Genomic DNA, 25331 nt, shown 5'->3' with positions numbered 1-25331 from the left:
GGATGTTTGAATGGTTTCTCCGACACACTACCTTTGATTTTGACACTCTTCAAATGTACGGATCTTTTTCAGAAATCAAATACTAGTCCTATAGCTTATTGACAAATTATTTATTTTCTGAATCTATTACTGACGACTAATGTTGCTCAAATCACTAGTCTCGGCTATTTATCAACTCATGACTTAGTAAAAATAATTAAAGCCAGACTAGAACTATTGTTCTATATACCCTATAATCTTTTTAATTACGGTATCTGCCTAGAAATACCGTATATTTAGGGGTGATTCTAATGAGTAAGTTGCAACAACTGACACAATTAAGTAAATTTCTAAGTGAGGGTATACAGTCTCATGCCATGAAAGCTTTGCAGGCTATACAACTCTGGTATCAACACACAATTAAGAGTTGGCTCAATAGACACACTGTACAAAGCTTTGTGAGTCTGTTTCTCATAGGTGCTTTTTTGAGTATAGCAGTTGCCTCCTGCTCTGGAAGCAGTTCAGCTAGCAAAAATGATGTTAAGCTAAAACTCGTTTCTTTCTCTGTTACCAAAGCAGCTCATGACCAGATAATCCCCAAATTTATCGAAAAGTGGAAGCAAGAACATAACCAAAACGTCACCTTTGAGCAAAGTTATGGGGGTTCTGGCGCTCAAGCGGCTGCTGTGATTAACGGTTCGCAAGAAGCAGACATAGTACATTTGGCACTTCCCCTGGATGTCAACAAAATTCAACAGGCAGGTTTGATCAAATCAGGTTGGGAAACCAAAGCTCCGAGAAGTGGTATCGTTAGTAGATCGGTTGCTGCGATCGTCACTCGTGAAGGCAATCCTAAAAGCATTCAGACTTGGGCAGATTTGGCTAAAGATGGCGTGAAAGTGATTGCAGCTAACCCAAAAACTTCTGGTATTGCTATCTGGGAATTCTTAGCTTTCTGGGGTTCGGTGAGTCTAACGGGAGGCGATGAAGCCACAGCATTAAATTATGTCACTAAAGTTTATAAGAATACCCCGACTCTAACGAAAGATGCCCGTGAGGCTAGCGATTTATTCTTCCAAAAAGGTGAGGGAGATGTCTTAATCAACTACGAAAATGAGGTAATTTTGGCGGGTAAAAATGGGACAAAGTTGCCTTATGTTGTACCCCAAGTCAATATTTCCATTGATAATCCTGTAGCGGTAGTTGATAAAAACGTCGATAAACACAGTACAAGAGAAGTTGCACAAGCATTTGTTGACTTTCTTTACTCCACAGAAGCTCAACAGGAATTTGCAAAATTACAATATCGTCCTGTTAACCCCACCGTTAGCCAAGAAGTAGCATCACAACATCCGCCAATTAAAACTTTATTCACATCTCTAGATTTAGGCGGTTGGGATATTATTCAGAAGAAGTTTTTTGGAGATGGAGCAATTTTTGACAAAGTGCAAGCTGCAAGCAAAGCATAATATCTATTTTTTCATGCAGCATTCTCTAATTGTAGACAGCCAAGCATAAGCAATTCACAGTCATTTTATTTAAATTGATAATTTATGAGCTTTCGTAGTCGATTTAAAGATAGCTTTTTCCTCACATCTTTAATGCTTATTGCCAGCAGTATCAGTGGTTGTAACGGCGGGCAAGAATTGAAAAGTCAAGTAAGTATTGATGGTGCAGCTGTAGGCTTTCCTATTTCTTTAGCAGTTGCAGAAGAATACGGTAAAGTTAAGCCTGAGGCTCAAGTTAGCGTTGCCTCAAGTGGCACTGGTGGTGGTTTCAGTAAATTTTGTAATGGCGATATTGATATAGCTGGTGCTTCTCGCACCATTAGAGATGAAGAAATCAAAAAATGTAAAAGTAAGAATATTGAATTTGTCGAGTTACCTGTAGCTTTAGATGGCATCGCTGTGATTGCCAACCGTAAAAATAACTTTGCCAAATGTCTAACTATTAAGGAACTGGGTAGAATTTGGGGCGGCAAATCAGACGGGAAAATATTGTCATGGAATCAAGTTAATCCCAAGTTTCCTAAGGAAAAGCTGAAGCTGTATGCTCCATCTTCTGATACGGGAACATTCGATTATATGACTCAAGCTGTGACTGGCAAAGCTAAGAATGGCCGTACAGACTACACTGCCACTCAGAATCAAAACCTTCTCGTGCAAGGAGTGTCAGGTGATGTAACAGCCTTGGGTTATGTTGGGATATCTTACTACATTCAAAATCAAGAAAAACTGAATCTAGTTGCTGTAGAAAGTCTTACAGGAAAGTGTGAAAAACCAGTTCCGGTGGATAATGTAATTAAAAATATCTATACACCTTTGTCTCGTCCTCTCTTCATCTATGTCAGCAAAAAATCTTTAGATACTAAGCCAGCAGTCAAAGAATTTGTAGATTTTTATCTAGAAAATTCTTGGAAGTGGGTAGATAGTGTAGGTTATGTAGCATTACCCGATGAAGCTTACCTCAAAGTCAAACAAAAGTTTGCTACTGGTGAAACTGGGACAAAGTTTAAAAAAGCAAAACCAGGCGAACCGATCACAAACTTTATTTAAATAAAGTCTCAGGCATAGTAGTTTAATTTTAGTGAGAAGTTAATTGTTTATGCAAAATACTAATTATCAAGATGGTCTCGATCTACAATCCAGACAGTCACTGGATAAAAATCCATCTGAAGATATATCTGAAAAGATTGTTGCGGTAATTTTATTTGCTTGTGCTTTAGTTTCGGTTTTGACTACTTTTGGTATTGTCCTAATTATCTTTCAGGAGACATTCGGTTTTTTCCAAGAAGTCTCCTTTGCCCAATTCTTTCTCGATACTAAATGGACACCTCTATTTGCAGAGAAACATTTTGGCATTTGGCCCTTAATTAATGGCACTTTTTTAACTACAGCTATTGCAATGGCAGTTGCTATTCCTCTAGGTTTATCTTCTGCGATTTATTTAAGTGAGTATGCTCAACCCAAAGTAGCAGCTATTTTACGTCCGGCAGTGGAACTTTTGGCGGGAGTGCCTACAGTAGTATATGGTTACTTTGCCTTGTTGTTCCTAACACCATTACTGCGAAATGTTATCCCTTTGGAAATATTCAACGCTTTGAGTGCAGGGTTAATGATGGGGGTAATGATTACTCCTACTGTTGGTTCTATCAGCTTAGATGCCATCCGAGCAGTTCCACGTTCTTTACGAGAAGGATCTTATGCTTTAGGTATTACTAAGCTGGAAACCATTTTTAAAGTAGTTCTACCAGCCGCGCTTTCTGGAATCATCGCCTCGATTATTTTGGGTATTTCTCGAGCTGTGGGTGAAACAATGACTGTTCTCATCGCCGCCGGACAGCAACCAAGACTAACTATCAACTTTGCAGAATCTGTAGAAACAATGACAGCCTACATGGCACAAATTTCTGGTGGAGATAGTCCGCGTGGTAGTCTCAATTTCAAGACATTGTATGCTGTAGGCGCTGTTCTATTTATACTTACCCTTGCTTTGAATATTGTTAGTTTCTGGATTGCTAATCGCTTTAAAGAAAAATACGACTAAATAAATATGGCTACAAGTTATCAACAAGATGATTCTCTAGATTCTGCGGCAGAATTTACCGATAATGTTGAAAGTAGGGAGACATTAGGGAAAGTATTTGAAATACTTTTTTTGTTAGGATTGCTGATTGGTTTATTTATCCTAGCGTTGCTACTTTTTGATATTTTTAAAGACGGATTAGGCAGATTTTTGTCACCCGGCTTTCTCACGGAAACTCCTTCTCGTTTTCCTGACCAAGGTGGTATCCGTCCTGCAATTATCAGCAGCATTCTTTTAGGGTTGGTTGTAATTTTAGTTACTGTCCCCATTGGTGTCGGAGCAGCTTTATATCTAGAAGAGTATGCACCTAAAGCTTGGTGGACAGCAATTATTGAGATTAATATCAGTAATCTGGCGGGTGTACCTTCTATTGTCTATGGATTGCTGGGTTTAGGGGTTTTCAATTATTTGCTTGGGTTCGGCCCCGCTTTGATTTCCGGTGCATTGACTTTATCTTTGTTGTCTTTACCAGTAATTATTGTGACGGCTAGAGAAGCAATTCGCGCTGTCCCAGATTCCCTGAGAAATGCTTCTTACGGATTAGGTGTCACAAAATGGCGAACAATCAGCAATCATGTCATACCATACGCTGTTCCCGGTATTCTGACGGGGGTGATTATTTCGGTATCCCGCGCTATTGGTGATGCAGCCTCTCTGATTGTTGTCGGTGCTGTGGGTTTTCTCACCTTTAACCCTGGTTTGTTTCAGAGATTTATGGCATTACCCATTCAAATTTACAGTTATATAACTCGTCCTGAACCAGGTTTTTCTAGTGCAGCAGCAGCCACAATTATTGCGTTGTTAACCTTGATTTTAGTTTTAAATGGTGTAGCAATTTATATTCGCCAACGCTTCTCCATAAATTAGGTAATTAAATATCTAATTGGATAGATTCACAGATATTAGGAGTTCAACCAAATGACTTATAGCAATAGTAAAAGTAAATCAGATAGTGCCACAATTGACCAAGATAATAGCGTCTTCAATGTTGAAGGTGTAAAGGTCTTTTATGGAGGATTTCTGGCACTTTTAGATGTATATCTAAAGATTCCTGAAAAACAAATTATTGCTTTTATTGGGCCTTCAGGATGTGGTAAAAGTACCTTACTGCGTTGCTTCAATCGGATGAATGATTTAATTCCTGGAGCTAAAGTTGAGGGTAGATTGAATTACCGCGATCGCAATATTTACGATACTAAGATAAATTCTGTAAAATTACGCCGCCAAATCGGAATGGTTTTTCAAAGGCCTAATCCTTTCCCCAAGTCAATATACGAAAATATTTCCTTTGGGCCGCGGGCTAACGGTTACAAAGGTAATATCGATGAATTGGTGGAAGATTCTCTCAGACGCGCTGCTATCTGGGATGAAGTCAAAGACAAACTCAAAGAGAAGGGGACTGCATTATCTGGCGGACAACAGCAACGACTTTGCATAGCGCGTGCGATCGCCATGAAGCCAGATGTATTATTGATGGATGAACCATGTTCTGCTCTCGACCCAATTTCTAGCCGTCAAGTAGAAGAACTCTGCTTAGAACTTAAGGAGCAATACACCATCATTATGGTGACACACAACATGCAACAAGCTTCTAGAGTCGCAGACTTCACGGCTTTCTTCAATACAGAAATTGACGAGCATGGTAAGCGTCGGGGAAAATTAGTTGAGTTTAATCCTACACTCCAAATGTTCAGTTCTCCTCAAACCAAAGAAGCTGAGGATTATATCAGTGGACGCTTCGGTTAAAGAGACATTAGAGGGGAAGGGGAAAGGTAAAAGCCAAATTCAATTATGAGCAATTATTATTCATTTGCCCTTAAACCTTTCCCTCCCGTACAAGCTGAGACTAGGTAATATAGCGGTTCTCAATTGCATGAAATATAGACCTAACCCCCAGCCCCTTCCCTGCAAGGGAAGGGGAGTAAGACTTCCATTAGAGAAGCGCTATATACATCTAACCATGAATTAAAGGCTAGAGTGGAAATTCAAGAATTAAAAGCATTGATTAAAGAAACTATGTGTGAAGTTTTACAAGAAGAAAGACTTCGCCTCTGCCAAATTCTTATTCCTTACATAAGTGATGATGAGCAACGCGAATTTGAAGCCGAATTTGGTGTACCTTCAGATGATGCTGAGGATAAAGTAATTGATATGACCGATTGGGTAAGATATGGTAATAAAACTTCGTAAAAAAGCGATTAAATTTTTAGAAGTTTATAAAAAATAATTCGTAATTAGTAATTTCATAACTGGGAGTTACCAAAGTAATTCTGGAAAATATACTGAGGCTTGACAGTACTTGATTAAAGTAACATTTAAGTCTAGTATTTATATTGTGTATTATGTTTAAGCGACTGTCATTTGCCTTAATTGCAGCTACCGTTCTAGTTGCATCAATCAATAATCCTAGTGCTACCTTAGCTCGAACTTGTGCGTCTAAGTGTGGGTCGCATCCAATTCAGTTTACACCTGGGCAACACATCCGGGTTGAAGTTATAAATAGCACACCAAACTTGATTAAAATCCAAAAACCTTCTGGGACTGATGCAATATCCTTGAGTCCAGGACAGAAATTGAGTTTAGAAGAAATAGAGGGTACTGAGCCAAATACATCTCTGATATTTTGGAGCGAAAAGGGTTTGTCACTACAAGCAATTATCTCAAAACCCAACTTTGGCACATTGCGGCTTGAACTGCGTCCGACTTGGCGCTCTCCAGGCGATCGCTCGTTATATATTATGGATGATGGTAGGATAAACGTGTTTTAGATAGCAAATTAATGTTATTAGTTATGAGTTAAGAAACAATTTTGAATTAAAAACAGACGCGATTATCACGTCTCTACTTCTAACTCTTGTACAGACGCGATTAATCGCGTCTCTACTCCTAACTCCTAACTTTAATTGTGCTAGACCGACCTGTATCTGAACTCTCAAAGCCTCGCAGGCGCTTACCCGACCAGCGCTGGCAGATTTATCCACAAAAACCAGAATTTGCCCAAAATCTGGCAGCTTTGACAAACATTTCACCCATTGTCAGCCAGTTGTTGATTAATCGGGGGATGGAAACACCAGAACAGGTACAAGCATTTTTAAATCCAGAGTCCTTGGTTTTGCCTTCGCCGTTAGAAGATTTCCCAGATTTGGCGATTAGTTTGGAGTTGTTGCAAAATGCGATCGCTTCTCAAACAAAAATTGCTATTTGTGGTGACTATGATGCTGATGGGATGACCAGCACTGCTCTACTTTTACGTAGTCTCCGCACTTTAGGCGCACAAGTAGATTATGCTATTCCCAGTCGGATGCACGAAGGTTACGGTATCAATAAACGCATAGTTGAAGAATTTCACAGCGAGGGTGTGGGGCTAATTCTCACTGTAGATAATGGCATCTCTGCATTTGAACCAGTTGCGAGAGCTAGAGAGCTTGGTGTTGCAGTGATTATCACCGATCATCATGATATCCCCCAAAAATTACCGCCAGCTAACGCTATCCTCAACCCCAAACTAATAGCCGAATCCTCACCTTATCGGGGTGTTGCTGGTGTTGGTGTTGCCTATATTTTGGCAGTGTCTCTAGCACAACAGTTAGGGGAGACTAAGGGCTTGATCCAACCGATGCTAGCACTATTTACGCTGGGAACGATCGCAGATTTAGCCCCCTTAACTGGCGTAAATCGCCGTTGGGTAAAACGTGGTTTACAGCATTTACCCAAATCCAACTTAGCTGGAGTGCAGGCGTTGATTCAGGTAGGTGGTGTACAAGCGAGGGGAGAGGGAGCAGGGGGAGCAGGGGGAGCAGGGGGAGCAGGGGAGCAGGGGAGCAGAGGAGCAGAGAAGAAAATTACCAATCCAAAATCTTTAAAGCCTGAAGATATCGGGTTTCGTCTGGGGCCGCGCATTAATGCTATTGGTCGGATTGGTAATCCCCAGACTGTGATTGAATTGCTGACTACAGATGATATGGGAGTGGCGCTGGAACTTGCAATGCGATGCGAACAAATAAATGCCAGTCGCCAGGAGATGTGTCAGCAAATTGAACAAGAAGCGATCGCTTATGTGGAGGCGGAATTTGTTGCATCTCTACAAAAAGACCGTGTATTAATTGTTGTTCAACCCAATTGGCATCACGGCGTTATTGGGATTGTCGCTTCCCGTTTGGTGGAACGCTACGGTGTTCCCGTGTTTATCGGTACTTATGAGGATGAGGGACATATACGCGGTTCAGCACGCTCAATTCCAGAGTTTCATGTGTTTGAAGCTTTGGAATATTGTCACGATTTACTAGGGAAATTTGGTGGACACAAAGCAGCCGGGGGATTCTCTCTACCAGCAGAGAATTTACAGATGGTGCGATCGCGTTTGATTGAGTTTGCTAACCAGTGTCTTGAACCCCAGCATCTCAAGCCTCTGCTCAAAATTGATGCGGAAGTCAACCTCAATCACATCAATCAACAGCTTTATCAACAGCTTTATGCTCTGCACCCCTGTGGTATGGACAACCCCGATCCAGTTTTTTGGACACCGAATGTTCAAGTGGTTGAGCAAAAAATCGTTGGTAAGGGTCACATTAAACTGACAATTGCCCAAACTATTGATAATCAGGAGTATAAAATTAAAGCGATCGCTTGGCGTTGGGGCGACTATTTCCGCTTACCACCGCGAGTGGATGTAGCTTACAAACTGCGAGAAAATTTCTTTAACGGTAACACCAGCATCGAGCTAGAGTTAATCGGAGTCAGACTGCCAATTCAGGTTCAACAATTTTTTGCTTCGCCACCTACCCCGTCAAGCACCACTTTTGAATACAACCAACGACACTATACTTGTGGTTTCTATAAAAACGGTATTGAAGCAGAATTAAGAATTAAAAACTCTGAAGGCAAAGTCTTAGCCATGCAGCCAGGACATATAATCGGTTTACTGGGCACTAATCGTCAAAATGCCAAAGAAGTTGATATTTCTCAGCCACAATATGACAGTATTATTCAAGCTGCCCTTCAGGCGTTATCGGTATTGAGTGCTGATTTATGAGTTACAAGTTATGAGTTACGAATTCTTAATTAACTTCTCATTCTTAACTCTTAACTGTTAACCCCTTAGTCAGCACTCAGAACTCTTATAAGTTGCCGTTGCGAAATGCCAGCAAAAAGATTACCACTGGTCCAGCAATCACAATTAGTGCCACGGACAGCAATTGGAAAATAACTTCCCAATTGATACTGGTAAAAGCGTTAAACAAGTCAGACACAGCGTCAAACATTTTTCCTCTTCTCCTCCCAAATGTCTTGAAAAATTCAATAACTTAGTTACAAAGCCCGCAATCGATCATATCTGGCCATGGCCTGTTAGATTTAATTTACTTAACAAAATTATAAGAAAAGACATAAAAACGTAAAATAAGGGGATTGGGGCACTTGTAATGACTTGTACTGAGCGGCTTGTCTTGAGCGTATCGCTAAAGCGAAAGCTCCGCTAACGCGTAGCGTCTCCAAGAGTTGCCGAAAGGAGCCGAAGGAAGCCGAAGGAAGTCGAAGTGTTGGGCATTGAAAATTAATTTCTCCCTTGTCCCCCTTGTCCGTTTAACAAAGGTTTGCAAATGTCAACTAGCAAACGCACATTTAGAGGATGATATAAAATGTCATCTTTGTTGTCATAATTCAGGAGCTTTATGGCGATCAAATCTTCAAATTTATTTTTAGCGGTAGCACTGGCGATCGCTTCTTTAAGTTTTCCCGTATCCGTCAAAGCCGATACCGTGAATGCCCGTTGCGATGTATTCCCAAAAGGACAAGACCGCGCCACATCTTCTGGTCCCTGTACCTTTTCCCAACGGCAGGGTGCGGTTAGCATTCAACTGGAAAATGGTAATAGCTATGACCTGCTTCCTTCGGGTAATCGACCCGGCAATTATCGCGATCGAAATGGTGATGCTGCCTATCGACAAGCTGGACTTGGCGACAGGGGACAGATTTATCGCCTCGCCAATGAGTCGATTTTTGTCTATTGGGATACATCTGCTAATCGACAAAGCTCAGGTAACAGAAATCGTAGCGCTGCTGCTAGGCGTCAGCCTGAAGCGGGTACTACCGTCTCTCGGTTGGGCGATCTAGTGGGGGCAAGGGCAGGACAGGCAGAAAACACAGTGAAACAACGGGGCTATCGATGGGTCAAGAGTGATGATTCGGGCTACGGCTACTGGCTAGAAGGCAGAACTAACTACTGTGTAACGATCCGAACAGAGGAAGGACGCTACCAATCGATTGTTTACACAGGCGGTCCAGAGGATTGTAAGAAATAGTTGCTATCTGGACAAACAATCCAATTCAGAGGGTACTGAGAGGATGTATTAAAAGCTAGGCGAGAAAGCTGAAACTCGCATTCCTTGGTTAATGCACAATGTATGAGAAGTCCCTTGGACGATGCTTATTCACGAAATAATCAGCGTTTCATATATTGTGCTTTAAGGAATGGATGTTCCCATATCTTGATTGCAGGTTTGAGCGATTAGCATTGCAAGTCGCTACATCTAACACTCACCTTCTACATCGCACCGCTATATCTACGCCTATTTGTAAGCGGCCGGAAGAACCCTCTTTCGCCTTCAATAGAAGAATACAGTCAACTGTCGGCAGCGGCGAGGAAAAGAGTATAGGCGATCGCCTCGGCATTTCGGCTGGAATCTACTCTAATCAACCTAACCGTGCTGCACCGCGCACCCTCGCAATTTCCGCACGCGCGGCTTTGGCTGCCGGACTATCGAGATTGTCTGTAGATGCAATTGCTGCTGCAAGATCGATCGCCGCATCGAGTATGAACCCAGCGCGTTTTGCCGCGTCAGGCCCGAATGAGGACTTGATCTCTCTCAGGTAAGCTCGCCGATTTCTCGGTCGGTTAGAAATCGCAGCCAGTTCGGCTTCTGTCACGATTCCGTTTGCAACGTCGTCAGCCAGCAGAACGCGGACAAACTTGCGCTGACGCTGCTCGGAGAACCGCCACGCAAACAAAATCGCAACCGTTGCAATGACGATGCCGATGGCCCCGAAACCGATAAACCCGCCAATGGCATCCCAACAGGCATGAGCCAGACAAGCCAACAGAAAGAAACCTACCAAAACCGCGAACCGATGGCCGAACGAGCGATTTTTCGCTTCAAGGAAGTAGCCAAACCCCGTACCCGCAACCGCCGTGTAGAGCGAGTGACTCCAGAAACCGGTCGCTGTGCGTACAATCAACACCCGCAACGTACCAGCAACTTGCTGCGATCCAAAGCTTGCGTCGGGGGCACCCACAATGTAAGACACGTCTTCAAAGACCTGAAAGCCGAGACCCACAAACGCACCAAGCAGAAACCCGTCGTAGGCGTTGCGGACATGGTTGCGTGCTAGTAAAGCGAGCATGACAAGCCCGACGAATTTGGAGCTTTCCTCCACGATGGGTGCCGTCAGGGCCGGACTCCAATGGCTATAAAAGTCGAAACTGGTCAGCTTCGCAAATAGCGATAGGATTGCACCATTGCCAGGGAGCGCCATGACCCACGGCGCTACTAGTCCGCCCCAGAGGAAGCCGAGCAGCGCGAGCTTGGCTGGCTCACGTTCATACCGATCTTTGTGCGTGAGAAACCAGATCCAAGGCAGGCAATACAGTGCCTCAGAGGAGAGGGCAATAAACAGAGCAGTGGGATAGATGGCGCTGTGGAACAAAAGTCCGCTGAAGACGTAGGTGCCTTTCAGCACGAGCAACCAATACAGGTAGCACGCCGGGTTGTGCGGCTGAAAAAATCGGACGGGATAGCTCCAGCCCGAACGATCGATGGCAGCCTTGCGGATTGTGTCCTCACTCTTTGCTGTGCTGGTCACGAATCGCCCTCCTTTGGTTTAAATGTGATGCTCTTAATCATGTCAGCGATCGGTTGCTCCAGTTGTGTGGAGGTAGCGGCCGGACCCTTGACAATCACTTCGACTGCCTGACCCTTGCGATCGACGTATGCGAGCAGTAGACCAGTATAGTCGGTACCACTAATTCTCTTAGCTACTCCGGCAACCTTTTGCAGTGTTGTAACGGGAACTAATTTACCCTCGACAACAAATTCATGCTGGTCTTTCACGATCTGGTTGAGGAGTTCCTCGGCAGTTCCCCTCCAGACACCGCTCTTGACGCTAAACGTGACGCCATCTTTGAAGACCACTGCGGTTGATGAACTCCCGACAGGGAATGGGGTCTTAGTTATCACCCAGCCTTGGGTTGGCGTAAACCTTACGGGACCGACATTATAAGCTGTCCCTGCTAAAACCTCCTTGTTATGAACAGCCTCGTTGATGGCTGGCATGACTCCCGACCATAAAAACACCACAAGATAAACGCTCACCGTCGGCCAAATGAGCCGGCGATCGAGTCCAAACAGTCGATATTCAACTGGTACAGCGGCTTCGTGTCTTAGGGGGGACATACAATTTTCCTTTTTGCGGTGCTAAACAGGCGTGAAGCTGATGAGGGTGATTTGTGTCTTGCCATGTCTCAAAAGATGGTCGTTGGCAGCCGCCGAAATATATTATATTGGGCAGAAAATTGGGCAGAAAATTTCTGCCTAAGATCCCGCGCATAATACGCTGTTGGAGGTGTTTAGACTGTTGCACTTCCAGCGATCGAGAAAACTGTTAGGAGCGATGTGATAAACGCATCGCTGCTGTGCCGCTTTTCAAGCTTTTGTTTAGTAGACTTCTTGCAGAAGTAGGGGAAAGGGATGGAATTTTACCTTACCCTTTAACCTTTGACCTTTCCCCGACTTATTGCAAAACTTACTTTTGCAAGATGTCTAGTATTGAGAAGCAACCATCACAAGATACCGACTGAAAGTTCAAAAGGAATCGTTCGATTTCTGTCCTTATTGTTACCCTTTAGATACACACGAACTGTATAGTTGCCACTCTGTGACAAACGAACGCTTCCGTCGTTGCCCGATATTGAGCTGTTATAAATTGCCTGATTAGTGCTGCCTGGTGAGAGAATGTTGAAGTATGCTGCTCCCTTGGTAATCAACGAAACCGACAGCCTCTGCCCTGCCCGCGCATTCAAAACGTAGTCATGGTATTGGTTGCCCGCGATCGAAGACCGGATAAAGGTGTTGTCATTGCCAGTGGAAAACCTTACGGTCGTATGAGCCTGAGCTAACGACGGTGCAGTGAAGCTAAATGTGAGCGATGTGGTGATAACCGAGGCGGCTAAAACACTACGAATAAGAGTCAAGGCAGAGTTTTTCATGTGATAGTTTCTCCGTCCCAAGCAATTCATTGCTTATTGTTCTAATTAATTAGCAAACCGTTCAGCTTAATTAAATTACCCCAAGCAAAAGTATTAATCTTCAAATTTTAAGATTGGTACTATGTTGTTGATGGTATTATAATCTACCTAAATAAATGTATCTTGATTTTTGTTTTATCATTTTGCTTTTAGTATTTCTTTAGACTTACCTCGATTTTTCGCCTATTAGCTAGTGTCGAAGGGAGCAATGCTCCTGCGATCGCGTCTGCACCAACACGAAGTCTTCACTACTAAACGAGAAGGTCTTAATGCCACCGATGGAGCGAGTTTTCAACTGCGAAGACATGGGTTTCGTCAAGACAAAGACGAAACCCAACAATACAGCAGACTAGAAACGAGTTCTGCTGTTGCTCCAGTCGCCGGAATCGCAAGTACCACGGAAACGCTCAATCCCATTAATGGCAATCCGTCCACTGCGTCGATCGATCTCAACACGCGGATGATTTAGCCCATTTACTTGGTATTTTCCCGTGATTTGCTCAGGTGTGACACGGAGATCCTTGAGGTTCCACCATCCATCAGTACCGCCTGAATGAATTGGTGGGATGAGCTTTCCGGTCAGATGAATTTTTCCCTGCATATTACGAATCTCGACTTGAACCTCGGAATCGAACTCGTCTGTTGAAGACTCTATACGATTTTGCAGTTCATAGCGATGGCGACGTGAGTTCCACTCATAGCTGTTGCGGTTTTCAATACCTGGTTTGCGACCTTCACCGTAGCAGATTAAGGTCAGTCTTTGCCCCATTGAGTTGTCACTGTTGCGCTCAGGTGCGCCTTGCTCCCGGAGATAGGTATCGATCGCAGTTTGAGCTTTACCAATTTCTTTTGAACTACAGGAACGACCATTTTGAAGTAGCTCTCCTCGAGGGCTAAAAAGGACAGTGCAACCGCTTCCTCGTGTCATCCCCGTCACACTTAAATTACCATTGTCTACAGTATCGATTATCGCTTGAGCATTTACAGAACTTGCGACTGTAAGCGTGAGTAAACCCAGCGCGATCGGCATTAAAGCTTGCAATGTTTTCATTGTTATGTTGATTGTTGTTTTGAATATATATGAATTGATTGGCTCGCTCTATCACCAGGAAGTTGAATGGTAGAGTCAGTAGACCGAAAAGTTTTGCCAACGCCAAAAAATAATAGCCTATGATACCGTTTTTGTATAATAAGTTATTAACTTTATTTACAGAACGTTGTTCAGCAAAAGGTTTTAACGGTTCTGGTAAGTTATATCATGTCCGGCTGATTAGTTATAATTTCCGCATCTGTGCAAAAACCTGAAAATTCTTTCTCCCCCTGCCCCCTGCTCCCTGCCCCCTTGCATTAACCGGACACGATATTATTCGTTTCCAGCTGACAATCTTCAATTTGCGTTCATCTGAATATTGTTGGCTTCAAAGGCTTGCCGTACCCGTAGACGGAACTCTCGCCCAACGTTCCATTGTTCCATAGGTGCGGTTTTAATCCAGACGCGCACTGACATACCTGTATGGGATAGGTCATCAATCCCCAACACTTGGGGCGATTCTGGCAGGCGATCGCGCCACTCTACTTCGCTATACAATTGTTTGCATACTTGCTTGAGAATCTCTAAAACCTGCTTGGGGTCGTTTTCATACGCCACTACAATAGAAAAGTCTACCCGCGACCAGAGACGGGTTAGATTGCTGACATTCATGATATTGCTATTGGGAATGGTAATTAATTTACCTTCGCTATTACGTAGTTGAGTCACCCGCAGGTTGAGATTTTCCACCAGTCCGCTTTTATCTGCGATCTCAATTACATCTCCCACAGCAAATTGATCCTCCATCAAAATCAAGCAGCCATTGACCAAATCTTTAATCAGACTTTGGGAACCAAGAGAAATTGCGATACCGATCACAGCGCCCCCTGCCAAAATTGAACTGGTAGGCACATTAAATATTTTTAGAAAATCCAAGATACCGAAGGTGATGAAAATAAAAGTGATTAATCCTTTGAGTGCCCCGGCAACTGTTGCAGCTCGTAGCGCAATCCGTTGAGTTTCACTCAAAGGGAGAGAGGAATGGGTTGTCCAGACATCAGTGAGGCGGTCAATTAAAATTTTGCCGATCCGAATAACAAGAGTGATGAAAAACCAAATCATCAGTAGTGCCAGGGGCCTGGCTAAAGCGTCCTTCGACCATCTCATCAGGTAGGGAACGCGATACATAATGACTGCAATCCCGATGTACCACATCAGAATAAATGCCCAAAACAGTAGCCATGCGAGCAGAGAATAGATCCCCAGTTGGTGCTTGAGGCTAAACTGTCGCCGGATCGCGTCTAGAAACTGCGATCGCTGATGGGCGATCGTGTCTGCATCTGTTTTCTTTTCGCTGGTGTCTATTGTGTGAATAGTTGTGGATGTTTCTTCCTCAGCCCGCTTGACCACACCCTGTTTTACCGCATCTATCTGCTCTTCATGGCGAACTTGTAATGCCGTCTGTTTGCGAATTAGAGTTCGCCGCAGTAACCACAACACAACACTCCCCAACACTAAGCCGATGCTGATTTGCAGTGCCTGTCCAATTCGTTGCCACAATACCTTATGCGAGAAGAGTCTATTAATACGTTCTACTTCTGCTTGTAATATTTTTTGCCACTCCTGCGCCAATTCCTCCAAAGTTTTTCCGTGGTAGTCAGCATCTGGCTCTGTTACAGTCACCAGCCTTAAAGGACGGGTCGTTCGATCGTCACTGAGCTGGAGGATTAAATCCTTATTCAGAATGGCAATAGAAACCAAAGGAGTTTGTTTGGCTTTGTTAGTTCGGTCGAGCGCTCGCATCAGCCGTTGCGTTATTTCTTCGGCACGTACCTCTACTGGAAGAGATCCATCTGGCGGTTGGCTACGATTAAAAACAGTGGGAGAGACAATCTCAAACAATAAGCTTCTGTCTAACGGTGAATACACAGACGCAATTTCATACATACCGAGGCGCGTAACATCATTAGGTGGCTTGTGCGGATCGTTGGAGGCTGCGGTAGGTAACGAAGGTAGTTGACTGTGAGCGATCGCACTCCAACCAAGCACCATTGCGATCGTCATCACACTGACTAGCACAAACCGAATTATTGAATGGAGGAAGCGATTAAACAGGAACATATCTATAGAAAAGTGATTGAGTAACCGATATTAATGTTGGTCATCATCCTACTTTAATTCCCTATAGCAATCCTAAATGAAATACAAATTAGTAGTATATTTATACCAAGATGAAGTTCTTTCCCAATCACCAAGAATTTGATTGAAGACTCTCAGAAGGACACCGTTTGTAATGCAGCGTATCCCAATCTCAAAGTACGCACGATCGCGATTCTAGATGATACGTTACTCGCCTCATCTCCTACTCCCTACTCCCTAATACAAAATGGCAACTTGGCAATGTGTAAAACAATGTGGAGCCTGCTGTAATCTCGATCCAGCAGATCGTCCAGATTTAGATGAGTATCTCTCACCACCCGAACTAGAACTCTACCTCAGCATGGTAGGCGAAGGGGGATGGTGCCTTAATTTCGACCATACCACGCGAGAATGTCGCATCTACCAAAATCGTCCGCGCTTCTGCCGTGTGGAATCAGAAGTGTTTCAAGATATGTATGGGGTTGAACCAGAAGAAGTTAACGATTTTGCTATTGACTGCTGTTACCAACAAATAGAGGGAGTATATGGCGATCGCAGTCTAGAAATACTACGCTTCAATCAAGCTGTTGGGCTGTGAACTCCCTACTCCTCGTTTTAGTATCTAGAGTTGCAATTTATTACAACAATCTGAGAATATGATAGAAATATGAAAAGAACCTCTCAACAAAACTATTGCCTGTGAAACTTGATTCTGCTCCTTTGGACATTTCTGGCATATCTCAGACTGAGATTGAGCTAGAGCTGAAAGACAGCAATGATTTTAACTTAACTCCTGCGATCGCCCAACCAGTTCAGCCTGTAGTTGCCGATAGTCCTCAGAAGCAGCAATCAGCAGTGGTAATTTTTGGTACAACTTTTATAACCATTTTTCTAGCAGAAATTGGAGATAAAACTCAGCTATCCACCCTATTAATGAGTGCACAATCTCATTCGCCGTGGGTGGTATTTATCGGATCTGCGGCTGCGCTGATAACCACCAGCTTATTAGGCGTGCTTTTAGGTAGTTGGATAGCTAACCGACTCAGCCCAAAAACTGTAGAAAAATCAGCAGGCGTGATGTTGTTGGTAATTTCCCTAATGCTCTTTTGGGATGTATTTACTAGTCATTAGTCATTAGTCATTTGTCATTTGTCATTAGTCATTAGTCATTTGTCATTAGTCATTTGTCATTCTCCCCCTGCTTCCCCTGCCTCCCCTGCTCCCTCATCTCCCCCACTCCCCACTCCCCACTCCCCACCCCCCCTTAATAATATGGATTGGCATCTTTTAGGACTAAGCTTTATTACAGTTTTTTTATCAGAATTGGGTGACAAAAGTCAGCTAGCGGCGATCGCACTTTCAGGGCGTTGTAATTCTCCGCGTGCAGTATTTTTTGGCGCAGCAGGCGCACTGCTGTTGACAAGCCTGTTGGGGGCATTAGCAGGGGGTGCAGTAGCAGAATTATTACCTACACGCGTTTTAAAAGCGATCGCTGCTGTCGGATTTGCCATCCTCGCTGCACGCCTGCTGTTATTTAACAATGAACCATCGGCAGATTCTGAACAAACGCCGTAACCAAATCATCTGGATTGAAACCAGGCATTATAAAGTTTGCCAACCGGTTCCTTTATAGCCGTATTGAAAAATTTCTGGATGCAAGATTTCTGCCAAAATTTCTAGAGAATCTACTAGTCGAGGCCCTGGACGATTGAAGAAAGAATTGCCATCAGTGATGTAAACCCTACCAGCTTCGGTAGCGTGCAACTTTTCCCACTCTGAACGTTGAGTTAACAAATTGGCTTCTTGGCGAGTGCGATTTAAATCAAAGCCACAAGGCATAAAAACAATTACATCTGGATTAGTTGTTAAGAGTGTTTCCCACGGCAAGGTAGGAGATGGCTGACCTGTAGCGCAAAATAGAGAATGTCCTCCTGCTAAGTTAACTAATTCAGGAATCCAATTAGCTGCGGCCATCAAGGGATCGGTCCATTCAATACACGCGACACTAGGCACTTCATTTAAAGAAAGTCCCTGGATTTTATGCTGACAAATTTTGACACGAGCTTCTAAATTTTCTATGACTTTCACCGAGTCTACGCCAAAGGTATTGCCGACTCGCTCAATGTCAGCCCAAATATCCTGGAGAGTATTAGGTTGTAAAGAAATAATCTGGGGTTTACTGTCAACGAGTGTGGCAACTGCTTTTTCAACTTCGTGTAAGCTGACAGCACAAACATCGCACTGGTCTTGAGTCAGAATGTGTGTAGGCTGCAACTGCTCTAGAACATCTGTTTTGATTTTATAAATGCTGAGAGCCGATTGCAATAAATTGTTCACTTCATCGTTAATCTGGCTGCTGGAGGCATTAGAGTTTAAGCGTGCTTCGGTACAAATGGGGCGATTGAGGATTTCTGGAGGGTAATCGCATTCGTGCGATCGCCCCACAATAGCATCAAGCAACCCTAGTGTAGCTAAAATTTCTGTTCCACCAGGAATCAGGGAAACAATTCTCACATTACTATCCGTCATCGCTCCACCTCACAAAAGCTGCCATTACCACCTTAATTCTTGCAAAATTTAAGCCTTTGGGCATCTTTCTCTAGGAGAATCAAGGGTGTTTTGGTAGTCAGCACTAAGCAAGAAATTTAACTGGGGATTGGAGGCTAGGGATTGCGGAACTCGGAAGTCCTCCGGGATTAGAAATTAAAGATTAAGAATTAAGGATTAAAGATTAAAATTTAAGAAAGGTTTTTCCTACTCCCCAGTCATAAATTCAAAACATTATACTAATTAACAGTATCTTTACTGGATAGTGGAATTACTTGATAGTACAATTCTTTGAAATGTTAATTATACTTGGCAAAAATCACTTATATGAAGTAATAGAAGCGGTCGGCAAAATCTAGCTTGGGACTCGTTAGCCAAAATCATAAAATTTGATTATAAAAATAATACTTTCCGGTTATGAAAAACCATATCAAGTAATTGTAGTTATACAAAGACGGTTCTAATTTTTCCGTAGAACAGCAAGGCAAAATTATTTCTTCTTGAGGGCAACTAATGCAGGTGGTGTCGGTTAGAGGTATTACAGAGCACAACCAGGCGCAAGAGGCTTTACAAATCAAAGAAAATAGTCGGCGAAGACAAAGCCAGACACTGGTGCAGTTGGCAAGAAGCAAGACATTTCAGCAGGGTAATCTCAATGCGGTGTTGAGGGAAATCACAGAAACTGCTGCTCGGACGCTCTTAGTTGAGCGAGTTGGGGTATGGTTATATGATGAAGAACGTTCAAAAATTGAATGCATTGATTTGTATGATGTAAGCACTAAGGAGCACACCCTCGGTAACTCACTTTTAAAAACAAATTATCCAGCTTATTTCCAGGCTTTAGAAGAGGAACGTACTATTGCTGTACATGATGCCATAAACGATACCAGAACCCAAGAATTATCCAAGCCTTATCTTTCAATTTGGGGCATCACATCCCTACTGGATGCACCGATTTGGCTAGAGGGTCGAATGGTTGGCGTAGTGTGTCACGAACACATTGGCGAAGGTCGCCAATGGACTGTGGAAGAAGAGAATTTTGCTGGCTCGATTGCAGATTTCGTGACACTGGCTATAGAAGCAAGTGAGCGAAACGTCGTACAGGAAGCACTGCTACAGAGTGAGGCGCGATTCCGAGCGATTTTTGAGCGTTCCTCTATCGGCATTGGACTTATAGATATGAAAGCGCAGATAGTCGATACTAATCTGGCACTGTGCGAGATTTTAGGATATAGCCGAGAACAACTATACGGTAAGCTGTTTACAGATTACATTCCTACACAAAAGGGGGATTTAAAACTTTACAAACAACTGATATCAGGAATTCGCACAGATTTAAAGAGAACTTCGAGGGTCGGCTTCCAACCCCGCGAACATCAGGAACAGGTTGTCGAAAGACATCGTATTGAGATGGAAAGATGTTGCCTGCATCAAAATGGTAGCTTAGTTTGGACTCATATCTCTGTTTCTGTTATACCAGGCAGCAATGGTGAACCTGAGTTTTTTCTAGCGATGATTGAGGATATTACTGAACGCAAGCAAACTGAATTGAAACTTCGTGCCTCTCAAGAAGCAGCAGAAGTTGCCAGTCGGGCAAAAAGTGAATTTTTAGCAACCATGAGTCATGAGTTGCGGACACCTCTGAATGCAATTATGGGTTTGTCGCAGTTGCTGCAACAAGAAATAGTTGGCTCTCTCAATGAAAAGCAGAACGAATATGTAAGTTGTATATATAGTAGTGGCGAACAACTACTGGCACTGATTAACGACATCCTTGATTTATCTAAGGTAGAAGCAGGCAAAGAAGAACTATTACTCTCACCTTTGCCAGTGTCAGATTTATGTAATTATGCCATCTGGACAGTGCGCGATCGCGCCTTAGAAAAAGGATTGCAACTTACACATGAAATTGACCTAGAAGCGGATATTTGTATTGCTGATGAACGACGCATCAAGCAAATGCTACTCAACCTACTCACCAATGCGATTAAATTCACCCCAGCCGGTCGGGTATCGCTGGTAGCCAAAAAAGTACCGCAAGGGATAACATTTACAATTTCAGATACTGGAATTGGTATAGACTCAAATCAATTTCAATTTCTATTTGAACCGTTTAAACAGCTTGATAGTCGATTAAATCGGCAGTATGAAGGCACTGGTTTAGGTTTAGCTTTAACACGCAAACTAGCGCATTTGCATGGTGGAGATGTTACCGTGACATCGACTTTAGGAGAAGGTAGTCAGTTCACTCTGTTTCTACCAAATCCAGTGCATCCGGGAGATGAGGCAGATGAGATAGATGAAGCAGATGAGATAGATGAGGAAGAAAATTTTACCTTGTCCTCCTTATTCTCCTCTTCCACAGCCATTCCCACAAATAAAACCATTTTGCTTGTGGAAGAAGAGGAAAGTACTGCCACAGCGTTGCAAGATTATCTCCACACAATTGGCTACCAAGTTAAATGGATAGATAATGGGAACGACTTTTTGAAACAGGTACAAAACCTCCAACCGGATTTAGTTTTTTTTGATTATCACTTAATCAGGGATGATAGGATATTGAATTTGCTGAATATCCTTAGACAAAAACCTTTTTGGGAAGATTTACCGATTGTAATGATGACCTTTAGCGAACCTTTAGAAGAGGAAATTACTAAGCTGCCAGTTAATACTAATGACTATCTTCTCAAGCCAATTCGGATAATTCAGTTAGAGTCAATACTGATGCGATATTTGAGTTAATTGGTTATAAAAATACGTTTTTTAATGACCAATTAGTGAAAAACTATATAATGTATTTTTACTTTGACTGCGAGATTTTTTTCCTCATTGTCACATGGGGAATATTAGCTTCTTCAAATATTTCTCCTTCTTCTACAAAATCCAATTTTTTGTATAAATCTTTCACATATTCTTGAGCATGAATCACTACTTCTGGAATATTTCTGTTAGCTATCACCTGTAGGGCAGTTTCCATAATTTTCTTACCAATACCCTGCCCTCTAGCTGTAGATAAAACAGCAAGCCTTTCTACTTTGGCAGTTTTATCATCCAAATATCTAATTCTAGCAGTACCCACAGCTTCTACATTTAAATAAGCAATTAGATGATCGGAGATTTCATCTTTGCCATCAAATTCTAAAGCGGCATCTACCCCCTGTTCTTCTTGAAAAACTGATTTTCTAATTGCTTTAACTGCGGTAAATTCTTCAGGTAATTCAGCAATTTTTATAACTAAATTACTCATTAAGCTTTCTCTAAGGTTCCTACATATTGTAGTTTAACGTGAGTTCGGCGAACCTCTCCCTGCCTTGAACTAAAGTTCAAGTCTGTCCCTCTCCGAGCCGGAGAGGGAGGGTTTTACGTCGTAAAATCAGGGAGAGGTGTTTTGATTTGGCTAATTAGACGGACACTATATGAACCGTCGAATTCACGTTAATTTAATCTGCACCTTCAATTGGTGCAAAACCTTGGCGCTGAATATTTTCTGTTACCGCGCGTGGTTCGAGGAATTGCAGAAGGTAATCAGGGCCGCCTGCTTTAGAACCTACTCCAGAAAGTTTGAATCCACCAAAAGGTTGCCGTCCAACGATCGCTCCGGTAATATTGCGGTTGATGTACAAATTTCCGACTTCAAATTCTGTCTGCGCCTGCTGAATGTGGGAAGGTGTTCTAGAATAAAGTCCTCCAGTTAAGGCGTAGTTTGTACCGTTGGCGACTCCTAGCGCTTCCTGGAAATCTTTCACCCGAATTACCGCCAGCACAGGGCCAAAAATTTCTTCCTGGGAAATTACCGCATTTGGCGATACTTCACTAAAAATAACTGGGCCGATAAAATATCCTTGTTTGGGTGCTGGTAATTCCAAGGCTACTTCTGCTTCTGCCTTACCCTTTTCAATATACTCGCAGATGCGATCGCGGGCATTAGCATCAATCACTGGCCCAACTTGGGTACTCGGTAACTCTGCTTCCCCAATGTTCAAGGATTTTGTCGCTTCCACCAACCGCTGCACAAAGGCATCATAAATCGGTTGCAGCACAATTACCCTGGAAGCGGCAGAACATTTTTGGCCGCTGTAACCAAACGCCGACTGCACTACCCCCACTACAGCTTGGTCTAAATCAGCACTTTCATCGACGATAATGGCATTCTTGCCGCCCATTTCAGCAATCACCCGTTTCATGTGCTTTTGTCCGGGTTTTAAGATTGCCGCTTCTGCGTAAATTCTACAGCCGACTTCTTGGGAACCCGTAAAAGCAATTACATGAGTATCTGGATGATTTACCAAATAAGCACCGACTTGCGAACCCTTACCAGGAACGTATTGAAATACACCTTTAGGAAAACCAGCATCTACCAATATTTCTGTGAGTTTCGCTGCAATCACAGAAGATGTTTCCGCAGGTTTAAGGAGAGTGCAATTGCCCGAAACTAAAGCTGCAACAGTCATTCCACAAGCGATCGCTAGCGGAAAATTCCAGGGAGAAATTACTACAGCAATACCGCGTGGCTGGTAAATATAATGGTTAGTTTCGCCAGGTATGTCGTAATTGACACCTTTGTCTAACCGTTCTATCTCATCAGCATAGTACTGACAAAAGTCTATCGCTTCGGAAACCTCTCCATCAGCTTCCTTAACTGGTTTCCCAACTTCCAACACTATCCAAGCTGAAAGTTCGGCGCGGCGGAGTTCCATCAAATCACCCGCTTTCCGCAAAATATCAGCGCGTTGTTTAGCTGGTGTTTTCTTCCACCCAGGAAACGCCGCTTTGGCAGCTTGCATCGCCTGTTCTGCTTGTTCAACGCTAATCAACCCAACTTTACCAACTACCTCACTGAAATTAGAAGGATTGAGAGAATCAACAAATTCTGGCGGATTAACATACTCGCCATTAATTAGGGGTAAATAAGTTTTACCAAGTTGTTGGCGAACGCTTTGGAAAGCTTGCGCCGTCTTCGTTCTCACCTCTTCTTCAGCGTAATCGGTATCAGCAGCACCAAGGAAATGAGAGTTAAGAGTTAAAGAGTTCTTCTCCTCTTTGGCAATCGGCGGCGCTAATAACTCATCAATTGGTCGATTTTCGAGGTTCTGCCGTAAAAAAGAACTATTAGCTGTATTTTCCAACAACCGCCGAATTAAATACGCCATTCCAGGTAATAATTCACCGTAAGGGCAGTAAACTCTCACCCGATAACCCTTGTCAACCAACGCTTTGGCAACTTTATCTCCCATACCGTAGAGGACTTGCAATTCAAAGCGACGGCGGGGGACATTTAAACTTTCAGCGATGGCAATGGCGCGAGAGTGCGATCGCACATTATGGCTACCAATGGCAGAATACACATATTGATGATTTTCTAGCAACAACTGAGTGATGGTTTCAAAGTTAGCATCAGTTGCCGCTTTATCGTTGTAAACTGGCTGTGGCCAATGCTTTTGCGCTGCTTTGATAGTTTCCTGATCCCAATATGCGCCTTTCACCAAGCGGATTGTTAGAGGATAACCACGTTCTTTCAACCAGGAAATTACGTCTTTAGTATCTTGCTCGCTATCACGCAGATATGCCTGAATGGTTATGCCAATATCTGTGCGTTGCCGAAACTCTTCTTCTAAGAGCAGTTTTTTCAGAATGCTAAGAGTTATATCTTTATAGGCATACTGTTCCATATCAAAATGGACAGCTGCGCCTAATTCTTTAGCACGACGTAAGAGAATCCGAATGCGATCGCTAACTCGCTCCTCACTACCTTTAGCATCTAATGGGTCAAATTGGGAATAAAACGCCGTTAACTTCACAGAAACTTGAACTTTTGCTATGGTTTCGCCATCAGCCTCATCAATAGCCGGGATAGCTGCCCAATTCTTCGATGCTTCTACCAATTGTTGCATTAATTCTAGATAGCGTTCTAGATAAGACTGCGCTTCGGCTTCGGTAATTACCGCCTCACCAAGTAAGTCGATGGTGAAAGCCATTTTTTCTTTTCGCAGTCGTTCAACTGTTTTGATGACTTGTTTAATATTTTCCCCAGAAATATATTTATGGGCAAGCGTCTCAACCGCTGTACCAACAGTTGTAGCAGCAACTTGTCCTGGCATCGAGTCGGGGTTAGCAAAGTTTAGCATCCCCTTTAAAGCTGCCGGTAATTCTACAGTTTCATCTCCTAGATATTCTTGTAAATGTGAGGCAATTTCTGATTTACTGTGCAAAGCAGGTAGCGTATCTATAAAGCGAAATAGTTGCACCCGCAACCCAGGATTACTCATCGCCCAAGCTAGTAATTTATCATCCCAGCGCATTTGATCGCGCAGGGAAGAAAAAAATGAACGATTTTCGGACGTTGCTGCGAGAAGTTGTTTAGCAATTTCTTGGGTTTTAGCTTCGTAGGTGCTTGTTTGTACTTGTAATACCACTGATAATAAACTCCGTTAATCAAGGCAAGGCTTTTTGTATAAGGCCTGTGTCTTCTATTTTGACGCTTTCATTTAGCTGTCACCATATCTAGAACGTAGGATGGTTCAGTTTTTGCCTGGAGGATATTTGAAGACAGTGTAAAATAGCCAACACCACCTCAGGCTATCAAGTCATCACAGAACTAGGACGGAATCGAGAAGATGGAAGAATCACATGGTTGGTAAGCTAAACCACATCTAGTTTGCATATAGGAATCATATTTGATTTCTGAAAAAAACTAAGAGATAATACTGAGGCATATATATGTCTAAGAACGAACAATGATAAACCAGCATCTAG

At 43.0% G+C, this 25331-nt stretch carries 22 protein-coding genes; 13 read left to right on the top strand and 9 right to left on the bottom strand.

Annotated elements, in window-relative coordinates; all coding sequences use genetic code 11:
* Positions 1-290 precede the first annotated feature (290 nt).
* The 8 genes from V7L01_RS02715 (at position 291) to V7L01_RS02680 (ending at position 8596) form a co-directional block, all read left to right on the top strand.
* Complete coding sequence (locus V7L01_RS02715; protein WP_335031692.1) at positions 291-1448, top strand: sulfate ABC transporter substrate-binding protein; 1158 nt, start codon at positions 291-293, stop codon at positions 1446-1448.
* A gap of 84 nt (positions 1449-1532) precedes the next feature.
* On the top strand, positions 1533-2534 hold the full coding sequence (locus tag V7L01_RS02710) for a PstS family phosphate ABC transporter substrate-binding protein (protein ID WP_335031690.1): 1002 nt from the start codon (positions 1533-1535) through the stop codon (positions 2532-2534).
* Between the two features lie 49 nt (positions 2535-2583).
* Positions 2584-3525: a phosphate ABC transporter permease subunit PstC gene (gene pstC / locus V7L01_RS02705; protein WP_335031688.1), complete on the top strand. Its 942-nt coding sequence runs from the start codon at positions 2584-2586 to the stop codon at positions 3523-3525.
* A gap of 6 nt (positions 3526-3531) precedes the next feature.
* Positions 3532-4431, top strand: coding sequence for a phosphate ABC transporter permease PstA (pstA, locus tag V7L01_RS02700; protein ID WP_335031686.1), 900 nt, complete (start codon positions 3532-3534; stop codon positions 4429-4431).
* 51 nt (positions 4432-4482) lie between these two features.
* Positions 4483-5310, top strand: coding sequence for a phosphate ABC transporter ATP-binding protein PstB (gene pstB, locus V7L01_RS02695; protein WP_335031684.1), 828 nt, complete (start codon positions 4483-4485; stop codon positions 5308-5310).
* Between the two features lie 231 nt (positions 5311-5541).
* Entirely contained in the window at positions 5542-5754 is a 213-nt protein-coding gene (locus tag V7L01_RS02690; protein WP_335031682.1) for a hypothetical protein, read from the top strand.
* Positions 5755-5906: 152 nt separating this feature from the next.
* Complete coding sequence (locus V7L01_RS02685) at positions 5907-6332, top strand: hypothetical protein (protein WP_335031680.1); 426 nt, start codon at positions 5907-5909, stop codon at positions 6330-6332.
* Positions 6333-6469: 137 nt separating this feature from the next.
* Positions 6470-8596 (top strand): single-stranded-DNA-specific exonuclease RecJ, encoded by a 2127-nt coding sequence (locus tag V7L01_RS02680; RefSeq protein ID WP_335031678.1) that lies wholly within the window; start codon positions 6470-6472, stop codon positions 8594-8596.
* A gap of 85 nt (positions 8597-8681) precedes the next feature.
* Here the strand turns inward: V7L01_RS02680 and psb30 are convergent, their stop codons facing one another.
* On the bottom strand, positions 8682-8825 hold the full coding sequence (psb30, locus tag V7L01_RS02675) for a photosystem II reaction center protein Ycf12/Psb30 (protein WP_114086065.1): 144 nt from the start codon (positions 8823-8825) through the stop codon (positions 8682-8684).
* 408 nt (positions 8826-9233) lie between these two features.
* Between psb30 and V7L01_RS02670 the strand changes: the two genes are divergently transcribed.
* A complete protein-coding gene (locus V7L01_RS02670) occupies positions 9234-9863 on the top strand; it encodes a hypothetical protein (RefSeq protein ID WP_335031676.1) in 630 nt (209 codons plus the stop codon).
* A 391-nt stretch (positions 9864-10254) separates the two neighbouring features.
* On the opposite strand, the gene V7L01_RS02665 is transcribed toward V7L01_RS02670, so the two are convergent.
* The 5 genes from V7L01_RS02665 to V7L01_RS02645 all read right to left on the bottom strand — a co-directional run bounded on the left by V7L01_RS02665 (position 10255) and on the right by V7L01_RS02645 (position 16013).
* A complete protein-coding gene (locus V7L01_RS02665; RefSeq protein ID WP_335031674.1) occupies positions 10255-11421 on the bottom strand; it encodes a PrsW family intramembrane metalloprotease in 1167 nt (388 codons plus the stop codon).
* Positions 11418-12011 (bottom strand): hypothetical protein, encoded by a 594-nt coding sequence (locus tag V7L01_RS02660; RefSeq protein ID WP_335031672.1) that lies wholly within the window; start codon positions 12009-12011, stop codon positions 11418-11420. Before V7L01_RS02660 ends, V7L01_RS02665 begins: the two co-directional genes overlap by 4 nt.
* A gap of 386 nt (positions 12012-12397) precedes the next feature.
* Entirely contained in the window at positions 12398-12853 is a 456-nt protein-coding gene (locus tag V7L01_RS02655) for a hypothetical protein (RefSeq protein ID WP_335031671.1), read from the bottom strand.
* Positions 12854-13211: 358 nt separating this feature from the next.
* Positions 13212-13913: a hypothetical protein gene (locus V7L01_RS02650; protein WP_335031669.1), complete on the bottom strand. Its 702-nt coding sequence runs from the start codon at positions 13911-13913 to the stop codon at positions 13212-13214.
* A gap of 336 nt (positions 13914-14249) precedes the next feature.
* Positions 14250-16013 carry a mechanosensitive ion channel family protein gene (locus V7L01_RS02645; protein WP_335031667.1) on the bottom strand — a complete coding sequence of 588 codons (1764 nt, stop codon included), beginning with the start codon at positions 16011-16013 and terminating at the stop codon, positions 14250-14252.
* Positions 16014-16278: 265 nt separating this feature from the next.
* On the opposite strand from V7L01_RS02645, the gene V7L01_RS02640 reads away from it, so the two are divergent.
* The 3 genes from V7L01_RS02640 to V7L01_RS02630 all read left to right on the top strand — a co-directional run bounded on the left by V7L01_RS02640 (position 16279) and on the right by V7L01_RS02630 (position 17606).
* Entirely contained in the window at positions 16279-16629 is a 351-nt protein-coding gene (locus V7L01_RS02640; protein WP_335031665.1) for a YkgJ family cysteine cluster protein, read from the top strand.
* Positions 16630-16730: 101 nt separating this feature from the next.
* On the top strand, positions 16731-17162 hold the full coding sequence (locus V7L01_RS02635; protein ID WP_335031663.1) for a TMEM165/GDT1 family protein: 432 nt from the start codon (positions 16731-16733) through the stop codon (positions 17160-17162).
* A 141-nt stretch (positions 17163-17303) separates the two neighbouring features.
* Positions 17304-17606, top strand: a complete 303-nt coding sequence (locus tag V7L01_RS02630) for a TMEM165/GDT1 family protein (protein ID WP_334996638.1) — start codon at positions 17304-17306, stop codon at positions 17604-17606.
* 27 nt (positions 17607-17633) lie between these two features.
* On the opposite strand, the gene V7L01_RS02625 is transcribed toward V7L01_RS02630, so the two are convergent.
* Positions 17634-18560, bottom strand: coding sequence for a cobalamin-binding protein (locus V7L01_RS02625; RefSeq protein WP_335031661.1), 927 nt, complete (start codon positions 18558-18560; stop codon positions 17634-17636).
* A 531-nt stretch (positions 18561-19091) separates the two neighbouring features.
* Here V7L01_RS02625 and V7L01_RS02620 point away from each other — a divergent pair.
* Positions 19092-21320, top strand: a complete 2229-nt coding sequence (locus V7L01_RS02620; RefSeq protein WP_335031659.1) for an ATP-binding protein — start codon at positions 19092-19094, stop codon at positions 21318-21320.
* Positions 21321-21378: 58 nt separating this feature from the next.
* On the opposite strand, the gene V7L01_RS02615 is transcribed toward V7L01_RS02620, so the two are convergent.
* Both V7L01_RS02615 and pruA read right to left on the bottom strand, forming a co-directional pair.
* On the bottom strand, positions 21379-21825 hold the full coding sequence (locus V7L01_RS02615) for a GNAT family N-acetyltransferase (protein WP_335031657.1): 447 nt from the start codon (positions 21823-21825) through the stop codon (positions 21379-21381).
* A 193-nt stretch (positions 21826-22018) separates the two neighbouring features.
* Complete coding sequence (gene pruA, locus V7L01_RS02610; protein WP_335031655.1) at positions 22019-24991, bottom strand: L-glutamate gamma-semialdehyde dehydrogenase; 2973 nt, start codon at positions 24989-24991, stop codon at positions 22019-22021.
* Positions 24992-25331 lie beyond the last annotated feature (340 nt).

Origin of the sequence: Nostoc sp. (assembly GCF_036917095.1) — a bacterium.
Lineage (GTDB): Bacteria > Cyanobacteriota > Cyanobacteriia > Cyanobacteriales > Nostocaceae > Nostoc.
This window is presented reverse-complemented; position numbering and strand designations above follow the sequence as displayed.